Genomic DNA, 19,277 nt, shown 5'->3' with positions numbered 1-19,277 from the left:
CAAAAAAAAGCCCCTTAAATAAGGGGCTTTAAAAATTATGCTTGTCCCGCAGGACCGAAATTAAGCGGAATTGGTGCTTGTTCCGTTTCTTTGATCTCGCCATGAGCTGCCTCAAATCTGTGGATGTTTTCACCAATAGCTCTCAATAGTCTTTTAGCATGTTGTGGCGTCAGGACAATTCTTGACTTTACCTTGGCTTTAGGAATACCCGGCATAATGCTTACAAAATCTAAAACAAATTCTGATGATGAGTGATTGATAATTGCGAGATTGGAATAAATCCCTTCAGCAATATTCTCGTCTAACTCAATATTAATTTGTTCTTGTTGTTGTTTCGGATTACTCATAGTTTCCTAATTAATAAATATATTCTTCTTTATTAGCCATCATTTCATTGTAATCGTCTTTAGATCCTACAATAGTGTTATCGTATTCTCTCATACCAGTTCCCGCAGGAATTCTGTGTCCAACAATTACATTTTCTTTTAATCCTTCTAAATCATCTACTTTACCAGCTACTGCAGCTTCGTTAAGTACTTTCGTTGTCTCCTGGAATGAAGCCGCAGAAATGAATGATTTAGTTTGTAACGAAGCTCTTGTAATACCTTGAAGAACTGGCGTTGCAGTTGCAGTGATTACGTCTCTTGCTACAACAAGATTTTTATCATTTCGTTTCAATAATGAGTTTTCATCACGTAATTCACGAGGTGTAATAATCTGACCTGGTTTCAATACAGCAGAATCTCCAGCGTCTTCAACTACTTTCATACCATATAATTTATCATTTTGAACGATAAAGTCTTTAGTGTGAATTAATTGATCTTCTAGGAATAAAGTATCTCCTGGATCCTGAACTCTTACTTTACGCATCATCTGACGAATAACTACCTCAAAGTGCTTGTCATTAATTTTTACCCCTTGTAAACGGTAAACCTCTTGAATTTCATTTACCAGGTACTGTTGAACAGCAGCCGGTCCTTGAATTCTTAAAATATCATCTGGTGTAATTGCACCGTCAGACAATGGTACTCCCGCTCTTACGAAGTCATTTTCCTGTACTAAGATTTGGCTAGAAAGTTTAACTAAATACTTTTTAATCTCACCAAATTTAGATTCGATAACGATCTCACGGTTACCTCTTTTGATTTTACCGAAAGATACAACACCATCAATTTCAGATACAACTGCTGGGTTAGAAGGGTTACGAGCCTCAAGAAGCTCAGTAATTCTTGGTAAACCTCCCGTAATATCGCCCGCTTTAGAAGAACGACGTGGAATTTTTACTAATACTTTACCTGCTTTAATTTTCTCACCATTCTCAACCATTAAGTGTGCACCTACTGGTAAGTTGTACGAACGAATCAATTCACCTTCTTTACCGTAAACCAATAAAGTTGGGATTAATTTTTTGTTTCTGGCCTCAGAAATTACTTTTTCCTGGAAACCAGTCTGCTCATCGATCTCAACCATGAATGATTGTCCTTGTTCCAAATCTTCGTAAGCAATCTTACCGGTAAATTCAGAAACAATTACACCATTATATGGATCCCATTTACAGATTACAGTTCCTTTAGCAACAGTATCACCGTCATTAACAAAAATACTGGAACCGTAAGGAATGTTATGTGTGTTTAAAACAATTCCAGTTTTCTCGTCAACTAATTTCAATTCAGTTGAACGTGAAACCACGATGTCAACAGAGTTTCCTTCTCCGTCTTCTCCTTTAACTGTTTTTAAATCTTCAATTTCTAATCTACCGTTGAATCTTGTAACAATACTAGACTCTTCAGAGATACCTCCGGCAACCCCTCCAACGTGGAACGTACGAAGTGTCAACTGTGTACCTGGCTCACCAATAGACTGAGCTGCAATTACTCCAACAGCTTCACCTCTTTGTGTCATCTTACCAGTAGCTAAGTTTCTACCGTAACATTTAGCACAAATACCTTTAAGAGCTTCACAAGTTAATGGAGATCTAACCTCTACTTTTTCAATTGGAGAAGCTTCGATAGTTCTCATAATTGCTTCCGTAATTTGGTGACCAGATTGAACCATTACTTCATTCGTAAGAGGATTGATAACGTCTTGTAAAGCAACACGTCCTAAAATTCTCTCTCCTAATGACTCAACGATTTCCTCATTTTTCTTCAATGCAGCAACTTCAACACCTCTTAAAGTTCCACAATCTTCGATGTTAACAATAACATCTTGCGAAACGTCATGAAGTCTTCTTGTCAAGTAACCAGCATCGGCTGTTTTAAGAGCGGTATCCGCAAGACCTTTACGAGCACCGTGAGTAGAAATAAAGTACTCAAGGATCGAAAGACCTTCCTTAAAGTTAGAAAGAATCGGGTTTTCAATAATCTCACCACCACCGGCAGTAGATTTTTTAGGCTTAGCCATCAAACCACGCATACCTGTTAACTGACGAATCTGCTCCTTAGAACCCCTCGCCCCAGAGTCAAGCATCATATATACAGAGTTGAAACCTTGTTGGTCTTCTCTAATATTTTTCATTGCTAACTCAGTAAGCTGTGCATTCGCAGAAGTCCATACATCAATAACCTGGTTGTAACGCTCGTTATTGGTAATAAGACCCATGTTATAGTTGGTTGAGATACCTTCAACTTGCTCTCTGGCATCTGCAATCAATTTTGTTTTTTGCTCTGGAATTCTAATATCACCAAGAGAGAATGATAAACCTCCTCTAAATGCGAATTTATACCCCATATCTTTCATATTATCCAAGAAAGCTGCCGTTGTAGGTACATCAGTCACACTTAAAATGTGTCCGATAATATCTCTAAGGTTTTTCTTAGTCAATACGTCATTGATATATCCAGCTGCTTCTGGTACTACTTCGTTAAATAATACACGTCCTGCAGTTGTCTGGATAATTTTGTACACTAATTCTCCAGCGTCATTAAAATCTTTTGCACGGATTTTCACACGAGCATTCAATTCTAATCTTCCTTCGTTTAATGCAATATTTACTTCTTCAGCAGAATAGAAAGTCAAATCCTGACCTAAAATAATGTGATCTTCTGTAGAAATACGCTCTTTGGTCATATAATATAGACCCAAGACCATATCCTGAGAAGGTACAGTAATTGGAGCACCATTTGCAGGGTTCAAGATATTGTGAGAAGCCAACATTAATAATTGTGCCTCTAAAATAGCCTCTGGTCCTAATGGTAAGTGAACCGCCATCTGGTCACCATCGAAATCGGCGTTAAATGCCGTACATACTAATGGGTGTAACTGGATCGCTTTTCCTTCAATTAATTTAGGTTGGAATGCCTGAATACCAAGTCTGTGCAAAGTAGGAGCACGGTTAAGTAATACTGGGTGTCCTTTAATTACATTTTCAAGGATATCCCAAACTACAGGCTCTTTTTTGTCAATAATTTTCTTAGCAGATTTTACTGTTTTTACAATACCTCTTTCGATCAATTTACGGATAACGAAAGGTTTGTATAACTCAGATGCCATATCTTTTGGCAATCCGCATTCGTATAATTTTAACTCAGGACCAACAACAATTACCGAACGAGCAGAATAATCCACACGTTTTCCAAGTAAGTTTTGACGGAAACGTCCTTGCTTACCTTTTAAGGAATCAGATAATGATTTTAATGGTCTGTTAGATTCTGTTTTAACAGCAGAAGCTTTACGAGTGTTATCGAATAATGAATCTACAGATTCCTGCAACATACGTTTTTCGTTTCTTAAGATAACTTCTGGAGCTTTAATCTCCATTAATCTCTTCAAACGGTTGTTACGGATGATTACACGACGATATAAGTCATTCAAATCTGAAGTTGCAAAACGACCTCCATCAAGTGGCACAAGCGGACGTAATTCTGGTGGAATAACTGGAACCACTTTCATAATCATCCATTCCGGACGGTTTTCGCGGTTTAAGTTAGACTCACGGAATGACTCCACAACTTGTAATCTTTTTAAAGCTTCAGTTTTACGTTGTTTAGAAGTCTCGTTGTTAGCGCTGTGTCTTAATTCATAAGATAAAGCATCTAAGTCAATACGAGCTAATAAGTCCATAATACACTCTGCTCCCATTTTGGCAACAAATTTATTTGGATCTAAATCATCTAAATATTGGTTTTCCTGCGGAAGAGTATCTAAAATATTCAAATATTCTTCTTCAGTTAAGAAATCAAGTCTTTGTAAAGATTCTCCATCTGCATTTTTAGCAATACCAGCCTGGATTACTACATATCTTTCGTAGTAAATGATCATATCTAATTTCTTAGACGGAAGACCAAGGATATAACCAATTTTGTTTGGAAGAGAACGGAAATACCAGATATGAGCAATTGGCACAACAAGGTTGATGTGTCCTACTCTGTCACGACGTACTTTTTTCTCTGTAACTTCTACACCACAACGGTCACAGATGATACCTTTGTAACGAATTCTTTTATATTTACCACAAGCACATTCAAAATCCTTTACAGGTCCGAAGATTCTTTCGCAGAAAAGTCCGTCACGTTCTGGTTTGTGCGTTCTGTAGTTGATTGTTTCTGGCTTTAAAACCTCTCCTCTTGATTCTTTCAGGATAGATTCTGGTGAAGCCAATCCGATAGAGATTTTGTTAAATCTTTTTACCGGATTTTTATCTTTATTATTGTTTCTGTTATTCATCATAGTTTTTACTATTGATTTATTTGCAATTAAAAAATTGATTCTTAGTCTAGTCTAAAGTCAAATGTCATAAAGTTTTAAAGTCAAGAATGACTTTGGACTTTGGACTTTCAAACTTTCGACTTAAAACACTACCTCGGGTTACTTCTCTAAACCTCAAATCTCATTTGAAGCGCTAGTTATATAAAAGAATATAAAAAATCGGAACGGGTTACGGGTATAAATCCTTAAAAACTTATATAAATGAGTAATCAGCCCCATTAAAACGGGACTGATTACAAAACTTTTTTGTTATTCTTCTAAACGAATATCAAGTCCAAGACCTTTTAATTCGTGCATCAATACATTGAATGATTCCGGTAAACCTGGCTCTGGCATAGATTCTCCCTTAACGATTGCTTCGTAAGTTTTAGCTCTACCAATAACGTCATCCGATTTAACTGTCAAGATTTCACGAAGTGTACTAGAAGCTCCATAAGCCTCAAGTGCCCAAACCTCCATCTCTCCAAAACGCTGACCTCCAAATTGCGCTTTACCTCCAAGAGGCTGCTGCGTAATTAATGAGTATGGTCCGATAGAACGTGCGTGCATTTTATCATCAACCATGTGTCCTAATTTAAGCATGTAAATTACACCCACAGTTGCTTTTTGTGCAAAACGTTCTCCTGTTCCACCATCATAAAGATATGTATGACCAAAACGTGGTACGTTAGCTTCATCAGTCAAAGCGTTGATCTCGTCAAGAGAAGCACCGTCAAAAATTGGAGTAGCAAATTTTCTACCCAAGTTCATACCAGCCCATCCAAGAACAGTCTCATAAATCTGACCAATGTTCATACGTGAAGGTACCCCAAGTGGATTCAATACGATATCTACCGGTGTTCCGTCTTCAAGGAAAGGCATATCTTCATGACGAACTATTCTTGCAACAATACCTTTATTACCGTGACGTCCTGCCATTTTATCCCCTACTTTCAACTTACGTTTCTTAGCGATATAAATTTTCGCTAATTTCAAGATACCAGATGGTAATTCATCTCCAACAGTAATCGTAAATTTCTCTCTTCTTAAAGCTCCTTGTAAGTCGTTCAGCTTAATTTTATAGTTATGAATCAAATCATTAACCATTTTATTTGTAGCGTCATCAGCAACCCATTGACCTTTACTTAAGTGAGCAAAATCTTCTACTGCGTAAAGCATTTTTTGAGTATATTTTTTACCTTTTGGTAAAACTTCTTCACCCAAATCATTCATTACACCCTGAGATGTTTTTCCGTTTACGATCAGGAATAATTTCTCAACCAATCTGTCTTTTAATTCAACAAATTTAGTTTCAAACTCCATTTCTAAAGCGCCTAAAGCATCTTTATCCTGAGTACGTTTACGTTTATCTTTTACGGCTCTTGCAAATAATTTTTTATCAAGAACTACACCATGTAAAGAAGGAGAAGCTTTTAACGAAGCATCTTTCACATCACCTGCTTTATCCCCGAAGATTGCACGAAGCAATTTCTCTTCCGGAGTAGGATCTGATTCTCCTTTTGGAGTAATTTTTCCGATCAAAATGTCGCCAGGTTTAACCTCTGCTCCAATTCTGATCATACCGTTTTCATCTAAATCTTTAGTAGCTTCTTCAGAAACGTTAGGAATATCGTTTGTTAACTCTTCATTTCCTAACTTAGTATCTCTAACCTCTAATGAATAATCATCAACGTGGATAGAAGTAAAAATATCATCACGAACTACTTTTTCAGAAATTACAATCGCATCCTCAAAGTTATACCCCTTCCATGGCATGAACGCAACTTTTAAGTTTCTACCTAAAGCTAATTCTCCATTTTGAGTAGCATATCCTTCAGACAATACTTGTCCCGGAACAACTCTGTCACCTCTTCTTACGATTGGTTTCAGGTTGATACTTGTACCCTGATTGGTTTTTCTGAATTTAATTAAGTTATATGTTTTCTCATCTGCATCAAAACTAACCATTCTTTCATCTTCAGTACGGTCGTATTTGATAGTAATGATATTAGCATCAACGTATTCTACAGTTCCATGACCCTCAGCATTAATCAATACTCTCGAGTCAGAAGCTACCTGACGCTCTAAACCTGTACCAACAATCGGAGCTTCAGGACGAATTAAAGGAACTGCCTGACGCATCATGTTAGATCCCATCAACGCACGGTTCGCATCATCATGTTCCAGGAACGGAATCAATGAAGCAGAAATCGAAGCGATCTGGTTTGGTGCAACGTCTGTATAATGTACTACTGTTGGTTCCACAACCGGGAAGTCACCCTCCTCACGAGCAATAACATTGCTTGCTGTAATCTTACCAGAAGCATCCATTTCAATGTTTGCCTGAGCAATCATTTTTCCTTCTTCTTCTTCAGCACTTAAGTAAATTGGAGTACTTTCTAAATCAACTACACCATTAGTTACTTTACGGTATGGAGTTTCGATGAATCCCATTCCGTTTACTTTTGCATAAACACCAAGAGATGAAATCAAACCAATGTTTGGTCCCTCTGGAGTTTCAATCGGACATAAACGACCGTAGTGCGTATAGTGAACGTCACGAACCTCGAATCCAGCTCTTTCTCTCGAAAGTCCACCTGGTCCAAGTGCAGAAAGTCTTCTTTTGTGTGTAATCTCAGCTAATGGATTCGTTTGATCCATAAATTGAGACAACTGGTTAGTACCAAAGAAAGAGTTGATAACTGATGATAATGTTTTAGCATTAATCAAATCAATTGGTGTAAACACCTCGTTATCTCTAACGTTCATTCTCTCACGAATAGTTCTAGCCATACGTGCTAAACCTACACCGAATTGTTGAGACAATTGTTCTCCAACTGTTCTAACACGACGGTTTGATAAGTGATCAATATCATCAATCTCTGCTTTAGAGTTAATTAATTCGATCAAATATTTTACAATGGTAATAATATCTTCTTTGGTAAGCACCTGCTTTTCCATCGGAATATCTAAACCAAGTTTTTTGTTCATTCTGTAACGACCTACTTCACCTAAGTTATAACGTTGGTCAGAGAAGAACAATTTATCTATAATACCACGAGCAGTTTCCTCATCAGGCGGTTCAGCGTTACGCAACTGACGGTAAATGTGCTCTACAGCTTCTTTTTCAGAGTTGGTTGGATCTTTTTGTAACGTATTGTGGATAATAGCATAATCTGCCTGATTGTTATCCTCTTTGTGTAACAAAATAGATTTAACGTTAGAATCAATGATCTCTTCCACATTATCTTTGTCGATAATAGTGTCACGATCAAGGATGATTTCGTTACGTTCGATAGAAACTACTTCACCAGTATCCTCATCAACGAAATCCTCGTGCCATGTGTTCAAAACACGCGCAGCAAGTCTTCTTCCAATATATTTTTTGATACCTGTTTTAGAAACTTTAATTTCCTCAGCAAGGTCGAAAATTTCAAGGATATCCTTATCTCTTTCGAATCCGATCGCACGGAATAAAGTAGTTACAGGTAATTTTTTCTTTCTATCGATATAAGCGTACATAACGCTGTTGATATCTGTAGAAAATTCTATCCAGGAACCTTTAAAAGGAATTACTCTGGCAGAATAAAGTTTAGTTCCGTTGGCGTGGAATGATTGTCCAAAGAAAACCCCTGGAGAACGGTGTAATTGAGATACTACAACACGCTCGGCACCATTGATTACAAAAGTACCACTTGGAGTCATGTAAGGAATTGTACCAAGGTAAACATCTTGTACAATAGTTTCAAAATCTTCGTGTTCCGGATCTGTACAATATAGTTTCAACCTGGCTTTTAAAGGTACACTATAAGTAAGACCTCTCTCTATACATTCTTGAATTGTATAACGTGGTGGATCTACAAAATAATCTAGGAATTCCAATACAAAGTTATTTCTTGTATCTGTGATTGGAAAGTTTTCCATGAAGGTATTGTATAGACCTTCGTTGCCTCTTTCGTCAGATTTAGTTTCTAATTGAAAAAAATCTTTAAAAGATTTAACCTGTACATCCAGAAAATCCGGATAGTCAGGAATATTTTTTGTTGAGGCAAAATTCAATCTTTCAGTCTGATTTGTTATCATCAATGAACAAAATTTTGATTAAAAAAAAGTAGTTTTTTGTGTAAAACACATTGTTTAATTTATACTTTCTTTTTAAAATCAATACATCTTTAAAATAAACGGATACCGCTTAATTTTTTTCTTCGTACTGATCAAAAACTCTTTCGTATTTTAAACTATTTGATAATAAAATTTTATATATTTTATTATACGAAAAATGGTTTAGGCCTTTGAGCTTATGACTCAAGACCTAAACCTAGTTTTAAAACTGAGTTAAATTATTTAAGCTCAACTACAGCTCCAGCTTCTTCTAATGATTTTTTAAGACCTTCAGCCTCTTCTTTAGAAACACCTTCTTTTACGTTTGATGGAGCACCGTCAACTACATCTTTAGCTTCTTTAAGACCTAAACCTGTAAGTTCTTTTACCAATTTCACAACTGCTAATTTAGAAGCACCAGCTTCTTTTAATACAACTGTAAATTCAGTTTGTGCTTCTTCAGCAGCACCTTCTCCACCACCAGCAGCAACTACAACAGCTGCAGCAGCAGGCTCGATACCATACTCATCTTTTAATATTGTTGCTAATTCGTTAACTTCTTTAACTGTTAGGTTAACTAATTGTTCTGCGAATTGTTTCAAATCTGCCATTTTTTCTATCGTTTAAAATGATTTGTAAAATTATAATTTATTTGTGTGTGCGAATTTAATAACACAAAAGACATTGATCTTTTATATTATGCTTCTTCTGACTCTTCGCCAGCGAATTTGTTCTGAAGAGCAGAGATAATTCTTTGAGCTGGAGATTGTAACAATCCGATAAGCTCTCCAAGAAGTTCTTCTTTAGATTTAATAGTTGCTAATGCATCTAATTGATTATCTCCAATATATACTTCAGAATTGATATAAGCTCCTTTTAAAACTGGTTTATCAGATTTCTTACGGAAATCTTTGATAATTTTTCCAGGTGCATTTGCAACATCAGAAATGAAAATAGCACTGTTACCTGTCAAAACTGTAGGTAAATCACCATAGTCATTAGCAGAAGCTTCCATTGCTTTTGCAAGCAAAGTATTTTTTACAACTTCTAATTTGATACCTGCTTTGAAACAAGCTCTACGTAAGCTTGAAGTTGTCTCTGCGTTTAAACCAGAAATATCAGATACATAAATGATATTTGTACCAGCTAACTGCGCAGTTAAATTTTCAATCGCGATTGATTTTTCTTCTCTAGTCATACTAAAAATTTTTAACTACCAATTATACTGCTTTTGGGTCTAATGCAATAGCAGGACTCATAGTGCTTGTAAGGTGAATACCTTTAATGTATGTACCTTTAGCAGCAGTTGGTTTAAGTTTTATTAATGTTTGAATAATTTCGTGTGCGTTGTCAACAATTTGCTCAGCTCCAAAAGAAACTTTACCAATTCCTGCGTGAACGATACCAGTTTTATCAACTTTAAAGTCAATTTTACCAGCTTTAACCTCCTGAACAGCCTTAGCAACATCCATAGTTACAGTACCTGTCTTAGGGTTTGGCATTAAACCTCTAGGTCCTAAAATACGACCTAATGGACCTAATTTACCCATAACAGCTGGCATAGTGATGATAACATCCACATCTGTCCAACCATCTTTAATTTTTTGTAAATAATCATCAAGACCAACGTAGTCAGCCCCAGCTTCTTTAGCTTCCGCTTCTTTATCTGGAGTAACCAATGCTAATACTTTTACATCTTTACCTGTTCCGTGAGGTAATGTAACCACACCTCTAACCATTTGATTCGCTTTTCTTGGATCTACACCCAAACGAACTGCGATATCAACAGACTCATCAAATTTTGCAGAAGCAACAACTTTCAATAATGCCGCAGCATCTTTTAGAGAGTATAATTTGTTCTTTTCAATTTTTGAAGCAGCCTCTTTTTGCTTTTTTGTTAATTTTGCCATGTCTTTTTCTTAATTAAAAAGGAGCATCTCCTGATACGGTTATACCCATAGATCTAGCTGTTCCAGCAACCATACTCATCGCTTTTTCGATTGTAAAAGCATTTAAGTCCGGCATTTTGTCTTCAGCAATAGTTCTAATTTGTTCCCAAGTAACGCTAGCTACTTTTTTACGATTAGGCTCACCAGAACCAGATTTTAGCTTTGCAGCTTCCATTAACTGAACTGCTGCTGGAGGAGTCTTAACAACAAAATCGAATGATTTGTCTTTGTACACAGTGATTTGCACTGGACAAATTTTGCCAGGTTTATCCTGAGTTCTAGCATTAAATTGCTTACAGAACTCCATAATGTTTACCCCAGCAGCTCCTAAAGCAGGTCCAACCGGTGGCGACGGGTTCGCAGCACCTCCCTTAACTTGTAGTTTAACTACCTTACTAATTTCTTTAGCCATTTTTAAAAAATTTAACACCGCAATCAGTGGAAGCGATTACGATGATCATTATAGTGTAACAAAAATTATACTTTTTCTACTTGCATAAAACTTAATTCCAATGGTGTTTTTCTTCCGAAAATTTTAACCATTACTTCCAGTTTACGCTTTTCTTCATTGATTTTTTCAACCGATCCGTTAAAACCATTGAATGGACCATCAATTACCTTAACAGTTTCTCCAACACTAAATGGTATAGAACGAGTATCTGTATTAACAGCCAACTCATCAACTTTACCTAACATACGGTTTACTTCAGAAAGTCTTAAAGGAACCGGCTCTCCGCCTTTAATCTCTCCTAAAAATCCAATAACACTAGTAATTGACTTAATAATATGAGGTATCTCACCAACTAAATTAGCTTCAATCATAACATATCCAGGGAAATAAACCTTATCCTTAGACATTTTTTTTCCCTCTTTTACAGTAACTACTTTTTCCGTAGGAACTAAAACCTGGGAAACATAATCACCCATACCTAATCTGGCAATCTCAGTTTCGATGTAAGCTTTGACTTTATTCTCTTGTCCGCTTACAGCTCTTACTACGTACCATTTTTTCACATTATTATCTGCCATCACAAAAAATTTATCCTTTTATTTTAACCAGCTAAAAAATCCAGCTAAAGCTTTTGCAAAAAACTCATCTACTCCCCACGTTGCCAAAGCGAATAAAATCGAAAATACAGCTACAACAATTGTCAATTTTTGCACTTCAGCCCATGCAGGCCAAGTAACATTTGACTTTAACTCTTCGAAAGCCTCTGATAAATAATTAGTAACTTTTGTCATTTGATATATTTTTTATTGCACGGGCGGAGGGATTCGAACCCCCATCAACGGTTTTGGAGACCGCTATTCTACCCTTGAACTACGCCCGTAATTAAAAGCCAGTGAATTTCAGTTAAGAAAATCAACTGGCTTTTTTTTATAATTTTTTATAGGATTATCCTACGATTTCAGTAACCTGACCTGCACCTACAGTTCTACCACCTTCACGGATAGCAAAACGTAAACCTACGCTCATAGCGATTGGGCTTAATAAAGCAACATTAATTGTCAAGTTGTCTCCTGGCATTACCATCTCTACTCCTTCTGGTAAAGTAATAACTCCTGTTACGTCAGTTGTACGTACGTAGAACTGTGGACGGTAGTTATTATGGAATGGAGTATGACGTCCACCTTCTTCTTTTTTCAAGATATAAACCTCAGCTTTGAAAGTAGCGTGTGGTTTTACTGATCCTGGCTTAATGATAACCATTCCTCTTTTGATAGATTCTTTATCAATACCTCTTAACAATAAACCAACGTTATCTCCAGCTTCTCCTCTGTCAAGGATTTTACGGAACATCTCAACTCCTGTAATAGTAGAAGTTAATTTGTCAGCTCCCATACCAATGATTTCAACTGCATCTCCTGTATTAGCAATACCAGTTTCGATACGACCTGTAGCAACAGTTCCACGACCTGTAATTGTAAATACATCCTCAACTGGCATCAAGAATGGTTTTGCTACGTCACGCACTGGCTCTTCGATCCAAGCATCAACAGCTTCCATTAATTCAATAATTTTAGGAACCCAAGCAGGATCATTATTCAATCCTCCTAAAGCAGAACCTTGAACTACAGGACCATTATCTCCATCATATTCGTAGAAAGATAATAAATCTCTAATTTCCATTTCAACAAGCTCTAACAACTCAGCATCATCAACCATATCCACTTTGTTCATGAAAACAACGATTCTTGGAATACCAACCTGACGACCTAAAAGGATGTGCTCACGAGTTTGCGGCATTGGACCATCTGTAGCAGCAACTACCAAGATAGCTCCGTCCATTTGAGCTGCTCCAGTAACCATGTTCTTTACGTAATCCGCGTGACCTGGACAGTCAACGTGAGCGTAGTGACGGTTAGCTGTTTCATACTCTACGTGTGATGTATTAATAGTAATACCTCTTTCTTTCTCCTCTGGAGCGTTATCGATTTGATCAAACGATTTTGCTTGACAGTAACCAGCATCAGATAATACTTTCGTAATTGCTGCAGTTAATGTAGTTTTTCCGTGATCCACGTGTCCAATTGTACCTATGTTTAAGTGCGGTTTGGAACGATTAAAATTCTCCTTTGCCATTTTACTTAATTTTTAATCTTAGTTATATATTAATTTTCAATTTCCTACTTACTTGAGCCAATGTCGGGATTTGAACCCGAGACCTCTTCCTTACCAAGGAAGCACTCTACCCCTGAGCTACACCGGCAGAGAGTTCTGATCTTAGATTTTTTAATTTTAGTTCCAGATTCATCATCCGTCACGTTCAATCGAAAACCTAAACTTTCTTTTTGTTGTGGGGAGAGCAGGATTCGAACCTGCGAAGTTCACACAGCAGATTTACAGTCTGCCCTCGTTGGCCGCTTGAGTATCTCCCCTAATTTTTAAAATTCCATAATTTTAAAGAACCTGTTTCAAATCGTATTTGAAATTTTCTGAGCCGATAGAGGGACTCGAACCCACGACCTGCTGATTACAAATCAGCTGCTCTAGCCAGCTGAGCTACATCGGCGAATGCATTAAAAAAGTCCGCTATTTCTAACGGACTGCAAATGTAGCTATTTTATCTTTTAATCAAAACATTTTTTAAAAAAAATTTCAATTAAATGTGTGCTCTTATTTTTTCTTTCCTTTTTACAAGCAAACGTTCTAAAGATTCTGCCGAAAGCTCAACCGCTTCCTCGAATGTTTTACACTGTTTTTTTACCAAAAAATCATCCCCAGGAACATTAATCTTAATCTCTACAGCCTTATTTTCCTTATCACTTGTTCTTTCAACTTTTAAAAAAACATCTGAAGAAACTACCCGGTCGTAGTATTTTTCCAACTTATCCATTCTTTCCTGAATAAAATCGACTAATTTTCTGTCGACAGTAAAATTAACTGCATGAACATCTACCTTCATAATAAAAATTTTAGAGTTTAACACTTTAGAACTATTACTTATTTCTAGGATGCGCACCTTTATATACTTTTTTAAGCTCCGCCAGACTGTTATGAGTATAAACTTGTGTCGATGCCAAACTGGAATGCCCTAATAATTCCTTAACTGAATTCAAATCTGCCCCATTATTCAACAGGTGTGTAGCAAAAGTGTGACGCAGCACATGCGGACTTTTTTTTACCTTTTCTGAGACCCTACTAAAGTATGAATTTATTAAACGATAAACAAAAGATTCACTCAATTTTAACCCTTTTTTAGAAACAAAAAAATAGTCGTCATCTGTATTATCTTCCAATGCCTCTCTCTCTCTTATATACAAATCAATCTGATTTGCAATGACAGATAAAATTGGAATAATGCGCTCCTTATTTCTTTTTCCCAACACTTTAATAGTATTAGAAGATCGATCTACATTTTTAACCTTTAAATGAATTAATTCTGCGCGGCGCATTCCGGTAACATAAAACATCTCAACAATAAGCTTATCCCTAATCTCCTCAAATCCGACAGGAGCATCAATTTGAGTAAGTAAATCAGTAAGTTCTTTTTCAGAAAAAGGAACCTGAACAACCTTAGGCGTTTTCAATGCTTTATGTTTCAACAGTGGACTAACTTCTATTTGCCTGGATTTCAAAAGAAACTTATAAAAAGCTTTTAAAGATGCCATTTTTCTGTTTACAGAGACATTTGAAATATTTTGATCAACAAGGGAAACGATCCAACTCCTAACCTGACTATAATTAACATGATCGATATTTTCTTCTTCGAAAACTTCTTTTACAAAAGAGCTAAAAGAAGAGAGATCACTCATATACGCACCTACCGTATGTGGAGAATATTTTTTTTCCAGCAGCAAATAATCTTCAAAAGCCTCTTTATTCGTTTTCATAAAATTAAATCTCAAAATTAAGCATAAAAAAAACCGTTAGTGGTCAAAATTAAAACATTTTGACCACTAACGGTAATTATTTTTGAAAAGCTAAATACTAACTTTCTAAACTATCTTTCAAGCCTTGAATGTAAGCCGCTTTTTGAATTTGAGCTCTTTTGATAACAGAAGGCTTAATAAAAGCAGTACGTGCTCTTAATTGACGAACAGTTCCTGTTTTATCAAATTTTCTTTTATAGCGCTTTAATGCTCTATCGATATTTTCTCCGTCTTTAATTGGTATAATTAACATAATATAGACACCTCCTCTCGTTAAGACTGCAAAAGTAGTTATTAATTATGAATAATGAATTATAAATTTAAAAAAAAAACTTCAAAAAGAAATTAAAAATTAAAACTCGCCAATTAAAGCATTATAAATCAATCCTTAATCTTTTAATAAATTTCTGGAAATAACGAGTTTTTGAATTTCGGTAGTTCCTTCACCTATTGTACAAAGTTTAGAATCTCTATAGAACTTTTCTACAGGAAAATCTTTAGTGTAGCCATATCCTCCATGAATCTGCACTGCTTCATTTGCAATTTTCACGCAAGCTTCTGAAGCATACATTTTTGCCATGGCGCCTAATGTTGTTACTGGTTTGTGCTGTTGTTTTAAAAACGCACATTTATGCAATAGTAGCTCTGACGCTTCAATTTCCGTTGCCATATCGGCCAGTTTAAAAGAAATTCCCTGAAAACTGCTAATAGGCTGTCCGAACTGATGTCGCTCTTTTGAATATTTTAAAGCGGCTTCATAGGCACCTTTTGCAATTCCAAGTGATAAAGCGCCAATAGAAATTCTTCCTCCATCAAGTATTTTCATGGCCTGAACAAAACCTTGTCCAACTTCACCTAATCTGTTAGCGTCCGGGACACGGCAATTGTCAAAAACCAATTCAGCAGTTTCACTTGCTCTCATCCCTAACTTGTTTTCTTTCTTACCGGAAGAAAAGCCAGGCATGCCTTTTTCGAAGACAAAAGCAGTCATTCCTTTAGAATCTCCTTTTTCGCCTGTTCGCACTACTACAACTGCAATATCTCCGGAAATAGCATGTGTTATAAAATTCTTTGCTCCATTTATAATCCAGTCATCTCCGTCTCTGACAGCTGTTGTATTCATGCCTCCGGCATCCGAGCCTGTATTGTGTTCTGTTAAACCCCAAGCGCCAATATGTTCTGCTGTTGCTAATTTAGGAAGCCACTTTTTCTTTTGCTCTTCATTTCCGAAAGTTAAGATATGATTGGTGCATAATGAATTGTGTGCAGCAACAGACAAGCCGATCGATGGATCAACTTTAGAAATTTCTTCAATTACCGTAATATATTCATGATAACCTAATCCTGAACCACCATATTCTTCTGGAACTAAAACCCCCATAAAGCCCATTTCACCCAACTGCTTAAAAAGAGAAACAGGAAAAATCTGCGATTCGTCCCACTCCATTATATTAGGCCTAATATTTTTTTCTGCAAAATCTTTTATAGACTGTGCAATCATTAACTGCGTTTCGTTGTATTCAAAGTTCATTCGTTGCTTTCTTTTAGAACTCCAAATATAAACTAATTATTTTTGCTTTTTCTACAGGAAAATCTTTAATTTTTGCTAAATCCTCAATATTATTAAAATTTCCATTCATACTTCTATAAGTTACAATTTGTCTGGCAAGAGCATATCTGAAATAAGAAAATTGCGAGAGTTCTTTTAAAGAGGCATCATTTACGTTTATTTTTTTTAGCGTTGAAGGAATCACAACTTTAAAATGACCATTCAACTCCGCAATTACTTCAGGCGAAAGTCCCCACACCTCTTTCATCTGTTCCATCGATACAAAACATCCTAATAGTTCTTTCTGTTTTAATATTCTTAAAGACAAACCTTCTCCAATTCCGTACAGTTTCATAAGATCTTCCTGAGTCGCCTGATTTATATCCAAAACTTCTATTTTTTCTTTCTTGGGAAAACTTTTAACAGCAAACTCTGGTTTTTCTCTTTTAAAGTTCTCCTTATTATGTATCCAGTCAGGGAATTTAAACAATGGGGAAATTTTGTTTAATAATGAATCTGAAATTCCTGTTACTTTTTGAAACTCTTCCGGCGAATTAACAAATTTATTTTCTTTACGAAATGCCAGTAAACGATCAATTTCCTGAACCGACATTCCAAGTTTGTAGCCTTTAGAATCTGAAATAAAATTTGGATTGAAAAGATAAATTACCGGCTTAGCCTTTTTAGCTGAATTTTTCTCTGCATCAATTTCAGATTGCAAAGCCAGCCATTCGTCTTTTCTAGAATCATTGGATTCTGTCACATTAAAATCGGAAAATAAGTAAAACAGCTGCAGTACTATTATAATAATGAAAAGTATAAAAATACCTGTTCGCTGTTGTTTGGTAAATTGAAAATGCTTTTTAATAAATGTAACATTCATAACTAAAAATCTTTAAACTAATAAAATAAGAAATATCCTTCAAATTTATCGAGAAAATTAGTAAGAAAACAGCTTTTTTTAAAATTATTAAATCCGTCATAAATAAGGAATTAATTTGATGAATGTCAACACTCAGGGAAAGTTCCTTGAGAGTACTATAAAAAATTTAAAGATTTTGTAACTTAAAACAGGATAATTGTTTTTATTTTTTACAAAAAACAATACATTTGGAGCTTAATAACAATAAACCAATATTATAGTATGTCAATAATGAGAGTTAAACCGATATCTGCTTTTGAAGCAGATATGAAAAAAAGTGATTTAAAGAGGGTTTTAGGAAAATGGAGCCTTACTGCGATTGGAGTTGGAGCCATTATTGGCGGCGGAATTTTTGTATTAACCGGTACAGGAGCCTATTATCATGCAGGTCCCGCATTAGCGCTTTCGTTTATAATCGCTGGTATTGCATGTGTTTTTGCAGCGCTTTGTTATTCTGAATTTGCTTCCATTTTACCCGTTGAAGGATCTGCGTATGCGTATGCATATGGTACGATCGGCGAAATATTTGCCTGGATAATTGGCTGGGGACTTATTTTGGAGTATGCAATGGGATCTATGACCGTGGCTGTTTCCTGGTCAGGTTATTTTAATAAATTGCTCAAAATTTTTCATATTCAACTTCCGGATTATCTGACAACAGATCCTGCGAGTTATACCGGAGAAGGTTTTTCTATGAATCTTCCGGCTTTCTTAATCGTGATTTTGGTTATCTCATTATTAATTAAAGGAACGAAAAGTGCTGCCAAAGCAAATAATGCAATCGTGATTCTTAAAGTATCCGCAGTAATCTTTGTAATCGTTGCTGGTCTTTTCTTCATCAATACAGCAAACTGGAGTCCATTTATTCCTGAAGCTACTCAAATTATCGAGAAAGAAACTACACACAATGCTTACGGAATTGGCGGAATTATTTCGGGTGCGGCTGCCATTTTCTTTGCTTACGTTGGTTTTGATGCAGTTTCTACACAGGCAGGAGAAGCAATCAACCCTAAAAAAGATGTACCTTTTGCCATTATTGCTTCTTTATTAGTTTGTACAACATTATATATTCTTGTTTCTTTAGTATTAACAGGAATGATGAACTATCAGGATTTTAATCCACTAGGGAAATATCCTGAAGCAATTAAAGCACCGGTTGCTTATGCTTTTGATATCGCAGGCCAGGGATGGGCAGGTTTTATTATTACAGTTGCTGCCACGGTTGGTTTGGTATCAGTTTTAATGGTAATGATTATGGGACAATCGAGAATCTTCCTTGGAATGTCTAAAGATGGTCTTATTCCACCGGTTTTCTCAAAAGTAAATCCTGTTTCAGGAACACCAAAAACGAATTTAATGATTTTAGGAGGTATTATTGCAACAGTTGCTGCTTTCACACCAATCAATAAATTAGCAGACATGACTAGTTTTGGTACTTTGTTTGCCTTTACAATGGTTTGTATTGCTGTTTGGATTTTAAGAGTAAAACAACCAGGATTAAACAGAACTTTTAAAGTTCCTGCTCTACCAGTTATTGCAGTTTTAGGAATTGCGATTAACACCTATTTAATTATTAATTTAAGTGTCGATGCACAGTTACTATCTCTTGGATGGCTTGCAATTGGTATTTTGGTTTATTTTGGATACAGTAAGAAAAGATCCAAATTGAATCAGGGAACTGAAGAATAAATAATAC

General features: G+C 35.9%; 16 protein-coding genes and 4 tRNA genes. 1 reads left to right on the top strand and 19 read right to left on the bottom strand.

Annotation, left to right across the window (positions count from 1 at the left end; translation table 11 throughout):
* Positions 1-35: 35 nt before the first annotated feature.
* The 19 genes from ABEB31_RS07570 to ABEB31_RS07480 all read right to left on the bottom strand — a co-directional run bounded on the left by ABEB31_RS07570 (position 36) and on the right by ABEB31_RS07480 (position 17,542).
* On the bottom strand, positions 36-347 hold the full coding sequence (locus tag ABEB31_RS07570) for a DUF3467 domain-containing protein (protein WP_347050728.1): 312 nt from the start codon (positions 345-347) through the stop codon (positions 36-38).
* 10 nt (positions 348-357) lie between these two features.
* Entirely contained in the window at positions 358-4,668 is a 4,311-nt protein-coding gene (rpoC, locus tag ABEB31_RS07565; RefSeq protein ID WP_347050727.1) for a DNA-directed RNA polymerase subunit beta', read from the bottom strand.
* Between the two features lie 288 nt (positions 4,669-4,956).
* Positions 4,957-8,769: a DNA-directed RNA polymerase subunit beta gene (gene rpoB / locus ABEB31_RS07560; RefSeq protein ID WP_347050726.1), complete on the bottom strand. Its 3,813-nt coding sequence runs from the start codon at positions 8,767-8,769 to the stop codon at positions 4,957-4,959.
* Between the two features lie 257 nt (positions 8,770-9,026).
* Positions 9,027-9,398: a 50S ribosomal protein L7/L12 gene (gene rplL, locus ABEB31_RS07555; RefSeq protein WP_007807437.1), complete on the bottom strand. Its 372-nt coding sequence runs from the start codon at positions 9,396-9,398 to the stop codon at positions 9,027-9,029.
* 86 nt (positions 9,399-9,484) lie between these two features.
* Positions 9,485-9,985, bottom strand: a complete 501-nt coding sequence (rplJ, locus tag ABEB31_RS07550; RefSeq protein ID WP_347050725.1) for a 50S ribosomal protein L10 — start codon at positions 9,983-9,985, stop codon at positions 9,485-9,487.
* Positions 9,986-10,007: 22 nt separating this feature from the next.
* Positions 10,008-10,697 (bottom strand): 50S ribosomal protein L1, encoded by a 690-nt coding sequence (gene rplA / locus ABEB31_RS07545; protein WP_035619180.1) that lies wholly within the window; start codon positions 10,695-10,697, stop codon positions 10,008-10,010.
* Between the two features lie 13 nt (positions 10,698-10,710).
* Positions 10,711-11,148, bottom strand: a complete 438-nt coding sequence (gene rplK / locus ABEB31_RS07540) for a 50S ribosomal protein L11 (protein WP_008466923.1) — start codon at positions 11,146-11,148, stop codon at positions 10,711-10,713.
* Positions 11,149-11,213: 65 nt separating this feature from the next.
* A complete protein-coding gene (gene nusG / locus ABEB31_RS07535) occupies positions 11,214-11,765 on the bottom strand; it encodes a transcription termination/antitermination protein NusG (protein WP_089051955.1) in 552 nt (183 codons plus the stop codon).
* Positions 11,766-11,783: 18 nt separating this feature from the next.
* On the bottom strand, positions 11,784-11,978 hold the full coding sequence (gene secE, locus ABEB31_RS07530) for a preprotein translocase subunit SecE (protein WP_347050724.1): 195 nt from the start codon (positions 11,976-11,978) through the stop codon (positions 11,784-11,786).
* Between the two features lie 18 nt (positions 11,979-11,996).
* A tRNA-Trp gene (locus tag ABEB31_RS07525) sits at positions 11,997-12,067 on the bottom strand.
* A gap of 65 nt (positions 12,068-12,132) precedes the next feature.
* Positions 12,133-13,320, bottom strand: coding sequence for an elongation factor Tu (tuf, locus tag ABEB31_RS07520; RefSeq protein WP_056205346.1), 1,188 nt, complete (start codon positions 13,318-13,320; stop codon positions 12,133-12,135).
* 55 nt (positions 13,321-13,375) lie between these two features.
* Positions 13,376-13,447, bottom strand: a tRNA-Thr gene (locus ABEB31_RS07515).
* Between the two features lie 88 nt (positions 13,448-13,535).
* Positions 13,536-13,616: transfer RNA gene (locus ABEB31_RS07510), tRNA-Tyr, on the bottom strand.
* 60 nt (positions 13,617-13,676) lie between these two features.
* Positions 13,677-13,750: transfer RNA gene (locus tag ABEB31_RS07505), tRNA-Thr, on the bottom strand.
* A 90-nt stretch (positions 13,751-13,840) separates the two neighbouring features.
* A complete protein-coding gene (gene hpf, locus ABEB31_RS07500; protein WP_035652108.1) occupies positions 13,841-14,143 on the bottom strand; it encodes a ribosome hibernation-promoting factor, HPF/YfiA family in 303 nt (100 codons plus the stop codon).
* Positions 14,144-14,177: 34 nt separating this feature from the next.
* Positions 14,178-15,071: a tyrosine-type recombinase/integrase gene (locus ABEB31_RS07495; RefSeq protein WP_347050723.1), complete on the bottom strand. Its 894-nt coding sequence runs from the start codon at positions 15,069-15,071 to the stop codon at positions 14,178-14,180.
* Between the two features lie 97 nt (positions 15,072-15,168).
* Positions 15,169-15,363, bottom strand: a complete 195-nt coding sequence (rpsU, locus tag ABEB31_RS07490) for a 30S ribosomal protein S21 (RefSeq protein ID WP_026730435.1) — start codon at positions 15,361-15,363, stop codon at positions 15,169-15,171.
* 135 nt (positions 15,364-15,498) lie between these two features.
* Positions 15,499-16,641, bottom strand: coding sequence for an acyl-CoA dehydrogenase family protein (locus tag ABEB31_RS07485; protein ID WP_347050722.1), 1,143 nt, complete (start codon positions 16,639-16,641; stop codon positions 15,499-15,501).
* 13 nt (positions 16,642-16,654) lie between these two features.
* Complete coding sequence (locus tag ABEB31_RS07480) at positions 16,655-17,542, bottom strand: helix-hairpin-helix domain-containing protein (RefSeq protein ID WP_347050721.1); 888 nt, start codon at positions 17,540-17,542, stop codon at positions 16,655-16,657.
* Between the two features lie 261 nt (positions 17,543-17,803).
* Here ABEB31_RS07480 and ABEB31_RS07475 point away from each other — a divergent pair, with 261 nt between their 5' ends.
* Complete coding sequence (locus ABEB31_RS07475; protein WP_347050720.1) at positions 17,804-19,270, top strand: APC family permease; 1,467 nt, start codon at positions 17,804-17,806, stop codon at positions 19,268-19,270.
* Positions 19,271-19,277: the final 7 nt, after the last annotated feature.

The sequence above is a fragment of the Flavobacterium olei genome (assembly GCF_039749035.1).
GTDB lineage: Bacteria > Bacteroidota > Bacteroidia > Flavobacteriales > Flavobacteriaceae > Flavobacterium > Flavobacterium olei.
Note: the sequence above shows the minus strand (reverse complement) of the source record. Positions and strands in the feature narration are given on the sequence as shown.

Bases quoted from the DNA above. Each gene is read 5' to 3' on its own strand.
- ABEB31_RS07480 (WP_347050721.1), bottom strand. From the start codon at position 17,542: ATGAATGTTACATTTATTAAAAAGCATTTTCAATTTACCAAACAACAG.
- ABEB31_RS07495 (WP_347050723.1), bottom strand. From the start codon at position 15,071: ATGAAAACGAATAAAGAGGCTTTTGAAGATTATTTGCTGCTGGAAAAA.
- nusG (WP_089051955.1), bottom strand. From the start codon at position 11,765: ATGGCAGATAATAATGTGAAAAAATGGTACGTAGTAAGAGCTGTAAGC.
- rplA (WP_035619180.1), bottom strand. From the start codon at position 10,697: ATGGCAAAATTAACAAAAAAGCAAAAAGAGGCTGCTTCAAAAATTGAA.
- rpsU (WP_026730435.1), bottom strand. From the start codon at position 15,363: ATGTTAATTATACCAATTAAAGACGGAGAAAATATCGATAGAGCATTA.
- rpoB (WP_347050726.1), bottom strand. From the start codon at position 8,769: ATGATAACAAATCAGACTGAAAGATTGAATTTTGCCTCAACAAAAAAT.
- secE (WP_347050724.1), bottom strand. From the start codon at position 11,978: ATGACAAAAGTTACTAATTATTTATCAGAGGCTTTCGAAGAGTTAAAG.
- ABEB31_RS07485 (WP_347050722.1), bottom strand. From the start codon at position 16,641: ATGAACTTTGAATACAACGAAACGCAGTTAATGATTGCACAGTCTATA.
- hpf (WP_035652108.1), bottom strand. From the start codon at position 14,143: ATGAAGGTAGATGTTCATGCAGTTAATTTTACTGTCGACAGAAAATTA.
- ABEB31_RS07475 (WP_347050720.1), top strand. From the start codon at position 17,804: ATGTCAATAATGAGAGTTAAACCGATATCTGCTTTTGAAGCAGATATG.
- rplL (WP_007807437.1), bottom strand. From the start codon at position 9,398: ATGGCAGATTTGAAACAATTCGCAGAACAATTAGTTAACCTAACAGTT.
- rplK (WP_008466923.1), bottom strand. From the start codon at position 11,148: ATGGCTAAAGAAATTAGTAAGGTAGTTAAACTACAAGTTAAGGGAGGT.
- ABEB31_RS07570 (WP_347050728.1), bottom strand. From the start codon at position 347: ATGAGTAATCCGAAACAACAACAAGAACAAATTAATATTGAGTTAGAC.
- tuf (WP_056205346.1), bottom strand. From the start codon at position 13,320: ATGGCAAAGGAGAATTTTAATCGTTCCAAACCGCACTTAAACATAGGT.
- rplJ (WP_347050725.1), bottom strand. From the start codon at position 9,985: ATGACTAGAGAAGAAAAATCAATCGCGATTGAAAATTTAACTGCGCAG.
- rpoC (WP_347050727.1), bottom strand. From the start codon at position 4,668: ATGATGAATAACAGAAACAATAATAAAGATAAAAATCCGGTAAAAAGA.